Annotated in this window: 19 protein-coding genes; 3 read left to right on the forward strand and 16 right to left on the reverse strand. The window is 46.2% G+C overall.

Going from position 1 to position 13995, the window contains the following annotated elements:
• Positions 1 to 71 precede the first annotated feature (71 nt).
• From ACYVE4_RS09485 to moaC, 14 genes are all read right to left on the reverse strand, one after another.
• Positions 72 to 734 (reverse strand): thiamine diphosphokinase, encoded by a 663-nt coding sequence (locus ACYVE4_RS09485; RefSeq protein ID WP_461039352.1) that lies wholly within the window; start codon positions 732 to 734, stop codon positions 72 to 74.
• An 11-nt stretch (positions 735 to 745) separates the two neighbouring features.
• The gene (gene kdsB / locus ACYVE4_RS09490) at positions 746 to 1519 is read right to left on the reverse strand and encodes a 3-deoxy-manno-octulosonate cytidylyltransferase (RefSeq protein WP_461039354.1); all 774 of its coding nucleotides are present in this window, start codon (positions 1517 to 1519) and stop codon (positions 746 to 748) included.
• 1 nt (position 1520) lies between these two features.
• Positions 1521 to 2231: a phosphatase gene (locus ACYVE4_RS09495; RefSeq protein ID WP_461039356.1), complete on the reverse strand. Its 711-nt coding sequence runs from the start codon at positions 2229 to 2231 to the stop codon at positions 1521 to 1523.
• 74 nt (positions 2232 to 2305) lie between these two features.
• Positions 2306 to 3157 carry a 3-deoxy-8-phosphooctulonate synthase gene (gene kdsA, locus ACYVE4_RS09500; protein ID WP_461039357.1) on the reverse strand — a complete coding sequence of 284 codons (852 nt, stop codon included), beginning with the start codon at positions 3155 to 3157 and terminating at the stop codon, positions 2306 to 2308.
• A 14-nt stretch (positions 3158 to 3171) separates the two neighbouring features.
• The gene (gene lspA / locus ACYVE4_RS09505; protein ID WP_461039359.1) at positions 3172 to 3675 is read right to left on the reverse strand and encodes a signal peptidase II; all 504 of its coding nucleotides are present in this window, start codon (positions 3673 to 3675) and stop codon (positions 3172 to 3174) included.
• 25 nt (positions 3676 to 3700) lie between these two features.
• Positions 3701 to 4804, reverse strand: coding sequence for an iron-containing alcohol dehydrogenase family protein (locus tag ACYVE4_RS09510; protein WP_461039361.1), 1104 nt, complete (start codon positions 4802 to 4804; stop codon positions 3701 to 3703).
• On the reverse strand, positions 4798 to 5181 hold the full coding sequence (locus ACYVE4_RS09515; RefSeq protein WP_461039362.1) for a type II toxin-antitoxin system VapC family toxin: 384 nt from the start codon (positions 5179 to 5181) through the stop codon (positions 4798 to 4800). The genes ACYVE4_RS09510 and ACYVE4_RS09515 overlap by 7 nt, the downstream gene beginning before the upstream one ends.
• Positions 5181 to 5384 (reverse strand): type II toxin-antitoxin system VapB family antitoxin, encoded by a 204-nt coding sequence (gene vapB, locus ACYVE4_RS09520; RefSeq protein ID WP_461039363.1) that lies wholly within the window; start codon positions 5382 to 5384, stop codon positions 5181 to 5183. Before vapB ends, ACYVE4_RS09515 begins: the two co-directional genes overlap by 1 nt.
• Positions 5385 to 5401: 17 nt before the next feature.
• Positions 5402 to 6607, reverse strand: a complete 1206-nt coding sequence (locus tag ACYVE4_RS09525) for a DegT/DnrJ/EryC1/StrS family aminotransferase (RefSeq protein ID WP_461039364.1) — start codon at positions 6605 to 6607, stop codon at positions 5402 to 5404.
• A gap of 90 nt (positions 6608 to 6697) precedes the next feature.
• A complete protein-coding gene (locus ACYVE4_RS09530; protein ID WP_461039365.1) occupies positions 6698 to 7174 on the reverse strand; it encodes a nucleoside deaminase in 477 nt (158 codons plus the stop codon).
• Positions 7175 to 7296: 122 nt separating this feature from the next.
• Positions 7297 to 8082, reverse strand: coding sequence for a nucleotidyltransferase domain-containing protein (locus ACYVE4_RS09535; protein ID WP_461039367.1), 786 nt, complete (start codon positions 8080 to 8082; stop codon positions 7297 to 7299).
• Between the two features lie 87 nt (positions 8083 to 8169).
• The gene (locus ACYVE4_RS09540; protein ID WP_461039368.1) at positions 8170 to 8778 is read right to left on the reverse strand and encodes a DUF6992 family protein; all 609 of its coding nucleotides are present in this window, start codon (positions 8776 to 8778) and stop codon (positions 8170 to 8172) included.
• A gap of 42 nt (positions 8779 to 8820) precedes the next feature.
• Positions 8821 to 9399: an NTP transferase domain-containing protein gene (locus ACYVE4_RS09545; RefSeq protein ID WP_461039369.1), complete on the reverse strand. Its 579-nt coding sequence runs from the start codon at positions 9397 to 9399 to the stop codon at positions 8821 to 8823.
• The gene (gene moaC, locus ACYVE4_RS09550; protein ID WP_461039371.1) at positions 9392 to 9865 is read right to left on the reverse strand and encodes a cyclic pyranopterin monophosphate synthase MoaC; all 474 of its coding nucleotides are present in this window, start codon (positions 9863 to 9865) and stop codon (positions 9392 to 9394) included. Before moaC ends, ACYVE4_RS09545 begins: the two co-directional genes overlap by 8 nt.
• 93 nt (positions 9866 to 9958) lie before the next feature.
• Here moaC and ACYVE4_RS09555 point away from each other — a divergent pair, with 93 nt between their 5' ends.
• Together ACYVE4_RS09555 and ACYVE4_RS09560 are read left to right on the forward strand one after the other, a co-directional pair.
• A complete protein-coding gene (locus ACYVE4_RS09555) occupies positions 9959 to 11155 on the forward strand; it encodes a molybdopterin molybdotransferase MoeA (RefSeq protein WP_461039373.1) in 1197 nt (398 codons plus the stop codon).
• Between the two features lie 68 nt (positions 11156 to 11223).
• Entirely contained in the window at positions 11224 to 11370 is a 147-nt protein-coding gene (locus tag ACYVE4_RS09560) for an SDR family NAD(P)-dependent oxidoreductase (RefSeq protein WP_461039374.1), read from the forward strand.
• A 28-nt stretch (positions 11371 to 11398) separates the two neighbouring features.
• Here the strand turns inward: ACYVE4_RS09560 and ACYVE4_RS09565 are convergent, their stop codons facing one another.
• Together ACYVE4_RS09565 and ACYVE4_RS09570 are read right to left on the reverse strand one after the other, a co-directional pair.
• Positions 11399 to 12265, reverse strand: coding sequence for a DJ-1/PfpI family protein (locus tag ACYVE4_RS09565; protein ID WP_461039376.1), 867 nt, complete (start codon positions 12263 to 12265; stop codon positions 11399 to 11401).
• A 40-nt stretch (positions 12266 to 12305) separates the two neighbouring features.
• Entirely contained in the window at positions 12306 to 13229 is a 924-nt protein-coding gene (locus ACYVE4_RS09570; protein WP_461039377.1) for a GlxA family transcriptional regulator, read from the reverse strand.
• A gap of 152 nt (positions 13230 to 13381) precedes the next feature.
• On the opposite strand from ACYVE4_RS09570, the gene ACYVE4_RS09575 reads away from it, so the two are divergent.
• Positions 13382 to 13984 carry a DUF4254 domain-containing protein gene (locus tag ACYVE4_RS09575; RefSeq protein WP_461039379.1) on the forward strand — a complete coding sequence of 201 codons (603 nt, stop codon included), beginning with the start codon at positions 13382 to 13384 and terminating at the stop codon, positions 13982 to 13984.
• Positions 13985 to 13995: the final 11 nt, after the last annotated feature.

The following is a 13995-nucleotide window of genomic DNA, read 5'->3' on the forward strand; positions in this document are numbered from 1 at the left end:
TTTGACTTTACTTGAACCTAAAAGTAACTTGACTTTTAAATCCTATTCCAATATCGTTTCTATCGCCTTCCTTAATCCCAACATTCCATAATCAATAAATCGCCCGATTTCGCTTCGATTTTCACAAAACCATCTTCAGCAGCTTCATTATTCGCACTGGTACGATGGCCAATCGTGAGCGTAGCGTCTTGTAGATTATATTTTAAACCGACTGAGGTGTAGCCCGTTACAGTACCTACCGGAATAAGCGAAATGATTGTACCAGCCTCATACCATTTCTCGAATCGGCCGACGAGCGGAAAGATTTTGGAATAATCATCGAGCATCACAATCCGAATCTGCTCTTTGTATTGTACAATACTAGTCAGGTTTAAAAGGGTGTGATCGGCCCGGCGACCTGTCGCCCAGACAATGTTAACCGCCGGAAAGCCCCGCTCAATCAGCAATTCGATACCTTTCTGCAAGTCAGTTTTTTCCTGATCGGGCGTATGAATGATTTCCAGCGGATACTGCTGTTCACGAATTGCATCCAAATCTAGATTCCGGTCGAAATCACCCAGCAACACATCGACTTTGATACCTAATTCAAACACTCGCCAAACAGCACTATCAAGCACGACGACAAACGGATTCCACTCCAATAACTGACCGATCAATTCAGGCTGGCAAGCTTCACCATTGGCGATCAATAGTGCGGGTTCCTGTTTATCCCGAACAATATGATGTGATGACATAGGCTAACAAATTAGGTACCGAATCGGGAAGCTATTGAAGGAATTTGAAGAATTTTCCGAATATCGTCAGGCTCATCGACACAGTAACTCTCGTACGTTGTTTCGATCAGTTTAATCCGATAACCAGCTTCTAACCAGCGCAGTTGCTCCAATGATTCCGCTTGTTCTAGTGCAGAAGGCGGCAATTGAGTAAGTCGTTCGAGTATATCGGCCCGGTAGGCATACATACCCACATGTCGATGATAGGTATGATGCAGATGCCATTGGTTGAGCTCGATATTTCGCAGATACGGAACGGCTGCACGACTGAAATAAATCGCTTCCTTCCGGCTATTGATGACAATTTTTGCCTCTTTTGGATCATGGAGGACATCCGCCGAATCAACGGAAGCCATTTGCGTAGCCAACTCAACTGATCCATCCAGAATGGAAGCTAATTCGTCAATCTGAATAGGATCAATAAAAGGTTCATCGCCCTGAATGTTAATAATATAATCACTGCCACTCGGCACAAGCCCTTCCGCAACAAGTCGATCATAAGCCTCCCAACACCGATCGGTTCCACTCGGATGGTCGGTGCGTGTCATAACCGCTTCTTCACCCAGTTTCCGAACTGCTTCAGCAATTCGCTCATCGTCCGTTGCAACAACAACTTTATCTAATGACGTCGCTTGCTTTACTTGCTCCAGCACGCGCTGAATCATGGATTTACCCGCAATATCAACCAGTGGCTTCCCCGGAAATCGAGTCGACGCATAACGGGCCGGAATGATTCCAATTATCATCTTATTGGTATGTTTTCTGTTCTGGACCGGCCGCACCTACTCGCCAGAATGTTGATTCGATAGCCTGTCGCTGCTGGTAATATTGGTCATACAGAGGCTTGTAACGAAGTCGTTCGTTCATGACCGTTTCAAATTGGCCTAATAAACCTAAAAGGAGTTCAGTGGCTTCACGTACGGCAAACTGACCACTTTGATTCGCTGTAATATAATCCGTCAATCCGTTATTTATGACGTAATTCATAAATAACGGATTCGCTTTCCGACGGATCATAATGCGTACACCCGCTTTTTCGGCCACTGACAAATCAAGCGCATCGTCGAAGAAAAAAGCGACTTCATCAGGTTGAAGCTGATGCTGGTCCAACAAGTGATGGAGTACATCAATTTTATGCTTGGCCTGTGCATAATAGGCATGAAAATGTTCTCGCTGTACTAGGGTTTCGGCCAAGGCGTTGTCTACTCCAGTGATAACGGCCGCAATCGGCAACTGGCCTTTATGCTGTAGCCAAAGCCCGAATCGCAACAGATTCGTTCCCATTGAGTCAACCTCACTAAACGAACTACTACCGCCTTCCGTCTTGACCCCATCGTTGAATACGCCATCCCAGTCGAATACGATAGCCCGTACTTTTTTCAGTTTTTGGGCTAATTCATTAACAGGCGTTATAAATTGACCACCAAGATTGGTGAAGATTTTTTCAATGTCAACCATAAAAAATATGTATGTTGAAAGATATATGATGTATAAGTTGGCAAATACATCATATATCTTTCAACAATACATCACTAAGCTAGTTCTGGCAACGTATTTCGGTATTTCACTTCGACAGCGTGCAACTCAAGCAGCGGTTTCAGGAACTCTTCCAGATAGCGTATATCTAACTGGCTGGCCGCATCGCAAAGTGCTTCGGAAGGGCAGGTGTGGGTTTCGACAAATAGTCCATCAACACCAGCCGCTACACCAGCACGAGCCAATACAGGCAGGTATTCACGTGCTCCGCCTTTCGCATCGGCCGATGGAATACCGTATTTCCGAATGGCATGCGTTACATCAAAAACAACGGGATAATTAGTGCGCGCCATGTGGTAGAAACTGCGCGGGTCCACTACTAAGTCGTTGTAACCGAATGTATAGCCGCGCTCCGTCAGAATAATTTGATCGTTACCCGAATCTTCAATTTTCTTGACCGGATGTTTCATATTCTCCGGCGCCAGGAACTGGCCGTGTTTGACATTGACTACGCGTCCGGTTTTGGCAGCCGCTACAACCAGCATGGTTTGCATACACAGGTAAGCCGGAATTTGAATGACATCCACTACCTCAGCAACGGGCGCACATTGATCTGGATAATGCACGTCTGTTAGCAAGGGGAAGCCGAATTGCTCTTTTACTTTGGCCAGCGTCTGAATTCCTTTTTCGAGACCGGGGCCATTGTAATAATTCAGACTAGAACGATTGTCCTTCTGAAACGATGATTTATAGATGATTTTGATACCGACACGCTCCTGGATTTCCCGGAGTTGTTCGGCTACTGTCATCATGATTTTTTCGTCTTCAATTACGCAGGGTCCCGAAATGAGAAACAACTCATCTGACCCGCACTCGATGTCGCCAACGCGAACGATTTTCTGAGACATTGATTTTTACCGTTTTACGTTAATTGGCCGTCATCTTTCTGCGATTGCAGAAACGAATTCAGCAGAATACATCCGGCCCCAACCATGACCGACACATCAGCCATGTTGAAGATACCGGTTTGAAAAACTCCGAAAGTGATATGCAGGAAATCCGTCACCGACCCATAGATTATCCGGTCGATCAGATTGCCAATCCCTCCCCCGATAATAAAACTCGCTCCGACGACAAATAAGCGCGGTGCGTTGAACTTAACAAGCAGGTAGATGAATCCTAGAATTATAGCGGCAATTGGCAGAATAAGAAGCAACATATTCTTGAGCAATGGCGGCCATTCATCGCCTAAACTCAGGAACGCACCCGAATTTTCAACTTTCGTAAGGATTAGGTGATCATCCAAAAGCTGAATACTTTCGCCATAATTCACTTTATCCCGCACAATCGTTTTTGATACCTGATCGCATCCGATATTTACGGATACGGCCAGCACAATAAGTGCGATTCTGATCCAGTTTCTCATCCTTTTACCAGCAAGGGTGCTTTATTTACAACCGACGAAACAGGTCTTTCAGCAGATCAATAGTAATAACGTCCTGCCAATTGTCGCCGATAGCGTGTAGCCACATGTGCGGCAGGTTGTACGATACGTGTGCCATTTTCGTCAGGGTGTCATCGTCCCAGTCTTTCGATAAGCCTTGTGGGAGATCAATCTGATGATAAGCCACCATGTGTCTGAATTCAGCAACCCCTTGTGGGTAGTAATCCTCCAGATGATTCATGATCAGGCAGTTGGCATAGCAGTGCCGAGTACCTAAAATCTTCGATAGGCCGTAACTCAATGCATGGCAAACACCCACTTCTGAATAGGTCAGACTCAATCCACCCATTAGCGAAGCTACCATCAATTTATCGTCATTCTCAGTCGTTTGGCCTGACTGATCGCCCAGATAAACTTCCCGGCAAAGTTTCATGGCCTGCTCCGCATAGGCGTGGGAATACGCATTGTTCATCCGCCCATTCTCCGATTCTACACAGTGAATATAGGTATCCATACCCGTATAGAACCACCAGTTGCGAGGTACCGAAGCAATCAATTCGGGATCGAGAATAACCTGATTGAAAACGGTCCATTCACATTTGAGACCGAGTTTTTTAACTGGCCCAGTCAGTACAGCGGTCATCGATACTTCAGCACCTGTTCCTGAAATTGTAGGCACGCCTACGTGATAAATACCCGGCTTTTTAATCAGATTCAAGCCTTGATAAAGCGTCGACGAGCCTTCATTGGTTAGCATAAGCGAGAGGGCTTTGGCAATATCCATGATACTACCACCGCCAATGCCTACTACCCCCGATGGCAATCCTTTCTTGGCCAGAATCTCATCCCGTAGCTGATCAATTTGCTCGGTGGTCGGCTCGTGTTCTTCTACGCTGATATAATACGTCAGGTCCTCAGAATGCGCCGGAACACGCTCTTCGAGAGGTTTTCCTTTAAAATAATTATCGACCAGAAAAACGAAATACCCTTCGTTATCAGCCCGTCGAGGAGCCAGAATTTCATCGAGTTGCGAAAAGCTTCCCCGCCCGAAAACGGTTTTCTCGATGCCTTTAAAATTTTTATGCGTGGTTTGTGTTGGTGTCGCTACCATTGTATTGTTAAATCGTACTGGCTGAAAAATTGATCTTTTGAAGCAACTGGTAAATCTTCAGCTATTGCCTGTGCAATAATGAGTCGATCAAAAGGATCTTTATGATGATTCGGAAATTTCTGTAATTGTACCAAATGCTCAAATTCAATAGCTAATACCCAGAACTTATTACGTTCTAAAAAACTAAATAATTCCGAGATAGGACCACCAATATCTAATCTAGAAATACCAACCTTGATGGTTATCTCCCATAAACTAGCAATACTGATATAACACTGATTAGCAGGATCACTTATTAGTTGCTTTAGATTTTTTGGTAAAGCTTCATCACCACTATAAAACCAAAGCAACGTATGGGTATCAAGCAATAGCCGCATTACATGTACTCATTAAATTCGTCCAATGGCTCGTCAAAATCATCTGACATTCGTACTTTACCTTTTGCGTAGCCAAATTCCCGCTCCTTTAGTTCTGTAACTCGCTGTATTTTAGTCCGTAGGAACGCAACGAAGTCCTCAACCTCCCGACGCAATTCAGGAGGAAGAGACTTTATTTCGGTCAATAAAGCAGTCGTTGACATACGTTTATGATAAAATTTTACGCTTCGACTAATGTTGCTTTCCGGATGGCGGCTTCGATATTGGCAGCCAGTTTTTCGACTTCTTTATCTGTCCACGAAGCTCGGATGCCAAACGAAATCAATCGGCCGATAACGGCTTGGGCATTGGGGATGTCCAAATTATTGTAATCCTGAGGAGCGCCAAACTTCTCGATAGCCAATGCCGAAGCGGTTCGCATTTGTTTGATATGATCCCACTGGTTAATGAAGTGGTACATATTCGTGAACCAATAATTGAAACCTCCTACGCCAGCAGCATTCAGTTCGGCAACAGTCCGTTGGGCCGAATTCGTATCTTCCATTAAGATATTCAGGAAGGTAGCCGAATCGCCATCACCATCGGGAATACGCGCAAAGGATACGCCCGGAATCGCGCTCAGTGCCGACATCAGCTTCTTCTTATGCACATTGTTCCGTTTGATGATCTCAGGAACCCGGCGTGTCTGTACCAATCCTACGGCCGCGTGCAATTCGCTGATGCGGTAGTTGAAACCAAGAATCGGGTGCTGTTCCATACCCCGGTTTGTACCTACGTGATCGTGACCATGATCAGAGTAGGAATCGGCATGTTTATACGCCGTTTCGTCGTTGGTGACCATGATCCCGCCTTCGCCTGCCGTAGCAATCTTGAAAAAGTCGAACGAGTAAGCTCCGGTTTTACCCCAAAGTCCTGTATACGTATCCTGATACTTCGCCCCCATTGCCTGACCTGCATCTTCAACCAGAATCAGGTTATGCTCCTGAACTACGCTCATGATGGTTCGCATATCGGCCATCTGTCCGCACATGTGTACCAGACAAACTGCTTTGGTTTTTGGCGTAATCACCTTCCGAATGCCCTCGGCACTCAGGCAAAGTGTATCATCTATATCGGCAAAAACGGGCAAAGCCCCGATCATTAAGACTGCTTCTACGGTAGCGATGTAGGTAAAAGGTGGAACAATCACTTCGTCGCCTGCACCAATGCCAGCCGCAGCCAACGCGCACAAAACGGCGGTAGAACCGCTCGAAACGGCATGTGCGTATTTCGCACCTACAACCTTAGCGACTTCGGCCTCGAACTCACGGGCTTTGTAAATATTGTTTCGTTGCGCTTCGTGATTATACCGAAACAGGATACCGGTTTCCAGCACATCGGCTATTTCCTTGCGCTCTTCGGCTCCAAAAAATTCCATTCCTGGCATGACGTAGTCTGTTTAGAAAGTCGCTCTGGAAAGTTCGGGAAGCGACTGCTTTTTTTGCAAAAGTACGGCTTTTTAGAAAGACATCATCTGTCAATACGGGATTCGCTTTTCCAGGGCTATCCACTCCTGAAAAACTTGGTCGGCTTCGTCTCGCAAGCGTTGCTGCATGGGAATATGGCGCTGATCATAAGGCTTGTCCAACTCTTCGTAAATAAACTGGTCGTCGAAGCCAGCGTTGGCGGCATCGGAATGCATGGCGGCATACACAATTCGGCTCGGGCGCGCCCAGTAGATAGCTCCTAAACACATAGGACAAGGCTCGCAGGAAGCATACAGTGTGCAACCGTCTAACTGGAATGTACCTAGATTCTGACAGGCATCTCTTATCGCTACTACTTCCGCATGGGCTGTTGGATCATTAGTCGAGGTAACTCGATTGCAACCTTTCCCAACGATTTCACCATCACGCACAATGACGCAGCCAAAAGGCCCTCCCTGATTACTGTTCATCCCTTCGCGAGCCAGACGAATGGCTTCCCGTATAAAATAGTCGTCCTGATTTATCATTCAGTCAAAAGTTGTTAGATCTGACAAACGTTATTTTTATCATATATAGATAATGGCGCTCAGAGGTGATTAGGAACTAACTGTACAAATCGCCAACCACCTTTGACCATTTCTGACGGAAATTAAAGAGCGGCAATATACTTTGTAACGGCAAGTTGGGCCGTGCTATTTTTGCGAAATCCTTCGGGAGCCAGCCTATCCCGCAACGATTCGTAGAGATACATGGCTTCCCACAAGCTGCTAAGTAACATCGTTCGATCGGGTGTAGCTACTGTTTTACGAAGCCAGGAAAGTTCATCTATATGAAACGTAGTTTCCGCCCGACGTACACCACGAGGCAAACTCTCATGTTTCAGGTGCATCATCGGGCCGAGTACGGCATTGCGGACAAAAGCCAGAAAGTCAATGGCTTCAAAATATTCGCCCCGCCCCACTTTGAGCGCGGCATAATGCGACCAAATCCAGAAGCGATCTTCTGCCCACTGGAAATCAAAAGGTGGATACTGCGCTGTTGATTGCTCAATAATTGTTGTTAACGCCTGATCTCGCTCCCAGAGAATAACCGGATCTTCGACCCGATGGTGAAATTCATCCGGCGTAACAAACTTGATATCGACGTGCAGTAACGCGTTATCATACAGTGCAATCAACAATCTTGGCTCGCCCACATGATCGCCCCGAAAAGACGCGAGCATATTTCCAAAATTCCCAGCATAGGCCTGCATTTTCTCAAGATCAGGCGCAATTTTTTGAGTTGTTACCAGCACCAGATCAAGGTCTGAATAATCATCCATCTCACCAGATGACCAGGAACCGCCCACGGCTAAACCTACAGCATCTTCGTCTTGCTGTATATAATCAATTGCTTTGGAAATGAATGATTGAAACGGTTGTAAATGAGACTGCATTGCTCAGTTCAGATTGGTAAATTATCGCAGAACGACGGGCAATACTGATTAGTTCGCCTTGACAGGCAATTTCTGGTTTGCTGAGGATTACCTGATTGGCATTACCAATCCCACACCATTTTTGCTAGCTCCGAGTAATATTCGTTCCTGCTTATCGCCCCTATTTTTGAAAATGAAATAGTTTACCAGATCAAAGGCAAACAGGAAACCACCCTGCAGCATAATCGATTTTCCGTACCCGCGCAGTTGGTCAGCCTTGTCGGGATGATTATCCGCTCTTTCGCGTAAATAGCCGCCACCAATTACATAGGCAACATCCAAACCCACATTAAGTAGCAAAATTTGCTTCATGGTTTCCTGCTTCCGAACAGCATCACTCAACGTTTCCTGATCAGCATTCTGTTTAAGCGAACTCAGAAAGCCGGCTCCGGCAATCCCAAGATTTACCAGATTCCAGTACATATTCATTTTGTGAAACGACTTCGTCTCGCCCACTGTCTGGCTAGCCCCTATTGCGCCAATTGCTATATTGGCCAATGCGTAACTTCCTAATGTCAGGCCAAGCGTTTTCTGATGCCGAATACGCTGCTCGCTAAATTCCCGTAGTGTCGGGGCAGGGGTGATCCGTTGCGCGGTAGCAGCACTCCCAAATAGAAACGACCCGGCAGCCAATAGCAAATGTCGAACGAGATTCATACAAATTGATTTTATCTATGAACCTGAATAACAACCCTATGTTCACAAGTCTAGCTCAGTTCTGGTCTTCGGATCATTGATATTGGTCAATTCGCGAACATCGGGCACCGTTAGTAATTCGATCTCATTTTGTTGCAGAATCTGACGTGGAGAAATCTGTCCAGCGGTAAAAGCCTCTTGCAAAATTGGGCCAAAAGCTGGTTCATAAATGCCCAGTAAGGGCTCGGGCAATTTCCCATCAGAATCATAAAACACGGTGGCCAGTTTAGCGGGATTACGACCTTTTGCCAAAGCGTCGAGCGATTGTACGGTCAGAAGTGGCATATCGCAGGCAACTACAAACCAGGCTGCTGCTGGGTCGTATTCGAAAGCAGACACTATTCCGTTAAGAGGGCTGGCTGCGTCAAACGAATCGACAATTCGCAGCTGTAGATGCCCCCATGCGACCAAATCAGCTTCCTGTGCCAGGTTGACAGACCAGTACACAACGCTGCAATAGGGCCGTAATAACTCGGTCAAGTGTTCACGCTGGGGTTTATGATGGTAAACTAATTGCGATTTATCTTCCCCCATTCGTGTACTGCGACCACCTGTCAGAATAAGTCCGTTCAGTTTACTCACGTCGAAAGTCGCGTTTACCGCCCGTTTTTTCCATGAGCTTCGTTTCTTTAATGATTATATCGTGCGAGAAGGCTTTGCACATATCATATATGGTTAAAGCAGCTACGGATGCCCCTACCAATGCTTCCATTTCAACCCCCGTTTTCCCTTCAGTAGAAACCAGACAGTCAATAATTGCATTGGTTCCTTCGGTTGTAATCGAGATCTGGCAATTATCCAAGCCAAGCGAATGACAAAGTGGAATCAGATCGTCAGTGCGTTTGGCCGCCATCGTTCCGGCAATTATCGCCGTTTGAAAAACAGGCCCTTTCTTCGTGGTAATATCCTGACCCGTTAAGTGTTGCATGATTTCAGCGCCTAAAGCAACGATACTTTGCGCACGAGCGGTCCGTCGAGAAATGGCCTTCGCCCCCACGTCGACCATTGCAGGATTACCTTCTTTATTTAAATGAGAAAACGAGTTCATTTTGGGGAATGATGAATAGATTGCATCTTTTAGGCCAAAATTCATCATTTATCACTGGATTCGCCAGCCCGGTCCTAATTCATATTTGTAGTCATGCTATCTGTTGCCGACGCATTCGCCATTACGCAAAATCATTTGCTTGCCCTACCGTCAGAAACGGTTTCACTCATAGACGCAACAGGTCGTGTCCTGCGTGAGTCTATTTATGCTGATCGCGATTTCCCGCCATTTGATCGGGTAGCGATGGATGGAATTGCTATACGATTTGACGACTATTCAACTGGTATTCGAACATTCCAGATCGTAGGCATGCAACGAGCCGGACAGCCTCAACAAACGCTTGTTGAAGCGAATACTTGTCTCGAAGTCATGACAGGGGCAATGCTACCTATAGGTGCAGATACAGTTGTTCGCTACGAAGATGTGATGATTAAGGATGGGCAGGCGACCATAACAAGTACGGGCGTAGAGATTGGGCAGCAACTTCATCTTCAGGCAACTGACCGTCGGGCTGGCGATGAACTCTTGTCTGTCGGAACCAGACTGGGGCCGTCTGCTCTGGCCGTTGCCGCTTCGGTCGGGCAGGCTACCCTAACGGTAACAACCCTACCTCGGGTGGCGCTTATTTCTACCGGTGATGAATTGGTCGATGTTGCTGATACGCCCCTGCCTTATCAGATTCGCCGTTCTAATACGTATATGCTTAGGGCTGCACTATCCTCGCTGGGTGTTCAGGCCACACTTCACCATATTATCGATGATGAGGCCGTTCTGCATACTGAGTTGGAGAAAATTCTCTCTACGAATGATCTGCTGATTTTAAGCGGGGGTGTTTCTGCCGGAAAAGCAGACTTTGTACCGGCTGTATTAGCCAGTTTAGGAGTACAGAAGCTTTTTCACAAAATAGACCAGCGGCCGGGCAAACCACTTTGGTTCGGCACGACTAATAACAAAGCGGTTTTCGCCTTACCCGGCAATCCGGTATCGACAGTATTATGTGCTTATCGGTACGTACTGCCTTATTTGCAGGCATCGCTGGGGTTGGCCTCTATACCTGTTCGTTATGCGCAATTAGCAGAACCTGTAGTGTTCAAGCCTGCGATTACCTATTTCTTACCGGTTCATTTAACGTCAGAATCCGACGGCCGTACGCTCGCGCATCCACTTCCAGGCTCTGGTTCCGCCGATTTTGCCAATTTATTAGCGGCCGATGGTTTTATGGAATTACCTTCCGATCAGTCGGAGTTCACAGTAGGTGAGACATTTCCGGTTTGGAAAACTTTACACTAGTTTCTGTTTATTATCTTTTAGCCAACGTTTTTCTTCAATTTCTGACCTACCTCATCTTAGTTGTTTTCATGAATAAATCGATTCTAATTACGGGTGGGGGCCGTAGTATTGGTGCGGCTACAGCCATTTTAGCAGCAAATAAAGGCTATCGGGTGTTCGTCAATTACATAAAGAATGAGGAAGCAGCAACACAAGTTGCGAACACCATTCATTGATGTTACCGGTGGTCGATAAAAAGGGCTATCACTTACGCTCAGCCGCTATTTTTCCTGGTTGATCAACAATTAAACCTTCGTTTGGCTTCCATTTGTCGTATTCCATATACCGCGCTGTTTTTGTGGCTACAGCAAGACCTTTCAATTTTGCAACCACATGGAGCGCACCGTCGATACCCGCCGACACACCGGCTGTCGTAATAATCTGCCCATTATCTACAAAGCGCGTATCTCTCAAAATTTTAGCGTTTGGCGTTGCCTTTTGCAACGCGTCGATGTAGTTATGAAACGTAGTAGCCTGTTTTCCATCCAGTAAACCCGCTTTGGCTAACAGTCCGGCACCCGTACAAACCGATAACATAATTTCGGCATCGCGCGCACTGGCTTTTATCCAGTCTATTAATGGACCATTTTCCAGAAATGGTCCAGTTTGTCCGCCCGGTAATACGACAATATCCGGTTTTGGACAATCGTCAAGACTGTAGTTTGGGATAATCTTGATGAACCGCTGACTAATAATTGGCTCTTTGGAGAGCGAAACTGTGTAAACGTTGAAGCCTTCAGTCGAGGCAAAGACCTCACTCGGTCCTGAGAAATCCAGCACCTCTACCCCATTGTGAATAAAGATGGCCACGTTACGCTTGCGGGCGTTTTTCTGAGACTGCTGAAGTGAATCCATTAAGGCTACCCTACGTTTCATTAAAGGCATGCCACAGTGTTGGCAAATTCCGGATTCAGTATGGCGTTCAAAATCGCAGGTATTCCCACAAGGTTCGCAATAGTACGCCATCAACTCTTCTTTCGGCCCTGGTTTTTGAGCTTCAGTAAAACCAATCGAAGCAATCAATGAACAGGTCATGATCATGTTGCGAACGGTATTCATCATTGAGTTCATAAGTAATTGTTTTTCGTGTGCTTTACTAAACCGGAGTATTCTAGTTTCGCCAGATACGGCGAAGTTGTCGGGCATTTTGAAATCCGCATCTGGCAGCAATGGCCTCCATCGTCATACCTGGATTATGTCGGAGTGTTTGTGCCAGTTCAAGTCGTAGGCGAGTGGTATAGTTATGAATCGTCGTACCGGTTTCTTTCCGAAACGTTCGTGTAAGATTTCGGGGGCTCATATTAGCGATTTCGGCTAGCTCTTGCAGGGTTGCTTTAGCCTCCAGATTCGCAATCAGCCAGTCCTGCATCTGATGAATGGCAACATTCATGTGATTTCGATAATCGAGATACACACTTTGCTGCGAATGTTCACCTCCACGACGAAAATAAACAACCAGCTCGCGGGCAATCTTTGTGGCGAACAAAGGCCCTTGTTGTTCTTCAAGGATGGCCAATGCCAGATCGATCCCGGCTGTTATTCCTGCACTGGTGTAAACGCCCCCATCTTTCACAAACAGTTTGTCATATTGAGCCACCAAATGAGGGTAAGTTGCTCGAAGTTCTTCAATCCGTTTCCAGTGGGTTGTACATTTCCGACCATCAAGCAATCCGGCCTGAGCGACTAAAAATGCACCCGTACACACCGAGCAAATAAAAACGCCATTGCTGTGCTGTTGCCGTAGCCACTCAAAAAATCTCTCTTCCTTTTTAAACGCTGCTGATCGAACATAATCCATATCCATTCCGGGCAGGAAAATATAATCCCCCGGTTGAGTTTGCACCTCATCAAACGGCATTACAGCCCCAAAACCCAAGCCTGCCGAACTAACAACAGGACTTTGAAACGAGCAATACATCAGCCGATAAGGGGCGCCGTATTCAGCCGCTTCGTAAAAAACCTGAATCGGTCCCGTCAGATCCAGCACATGCACGTGTGGCGGAACAATAAAAACAACTTGAACAGTACGGGCCATCGAACAGCAAAATCAGCCAGTAAAATTAGGAGGTAATTTTTGTACGCAAGGGCCAAGCATCGGACATATTGGGCCATCCTTCTATTGCAGAGAAACATAGCGATTACCAGCTTACCCCCAGAAAGCGTATCTTTGCATTTGATTAATTACTTATGAACGCTACACTTGCTAACGACATCTTTCGCCAGAGCATTCAGACCTACCATCTGGCCGATCATGTCGAGACTCTCATCAACAATCCGTATTCGCCCAACGACATCGCCTTTTTATTATACCAGAAAAACTGGATTGACACAGTTCAATGGCATCTCGAAGACATTATCCGTAGCCCAACCATTCAGCCAAATGAGCTGGTTGCTATCAAGAGACGAATTGATCAGTCGAACCAGGATCGGACGGATACTGTCGAGCAGATTGATAGTTGGTTTTCAGACTTATTTGCCAGCATTACCCCAAAATCCAGTGCCCGAATGAATTCCGAAACGCCAGCCTGGCTTTTGGATCGAATGTCGATTCTGCAACTCAAAATATACCATTTTCAGGAACAGGTAGACAGACAATCCGTTTCGGATGAACATCGCCAGAAAGCCTATCACAAACTGACGATTCTGCTCGAGCAGGAGCATGATCTGGCTACATGTTTCGATGAACTTCTGGAAGATATTCAGCGTGGTGACCGCTATATGAAAGTATATCGGCAAATGAAAATGTACAACGATCCTAGCTTAAATCCAGTACTTTACGGAGAAAGTTAATAAGATGTATG

This window comes from Spirosoma harenae (assembly GCF_054776975.1).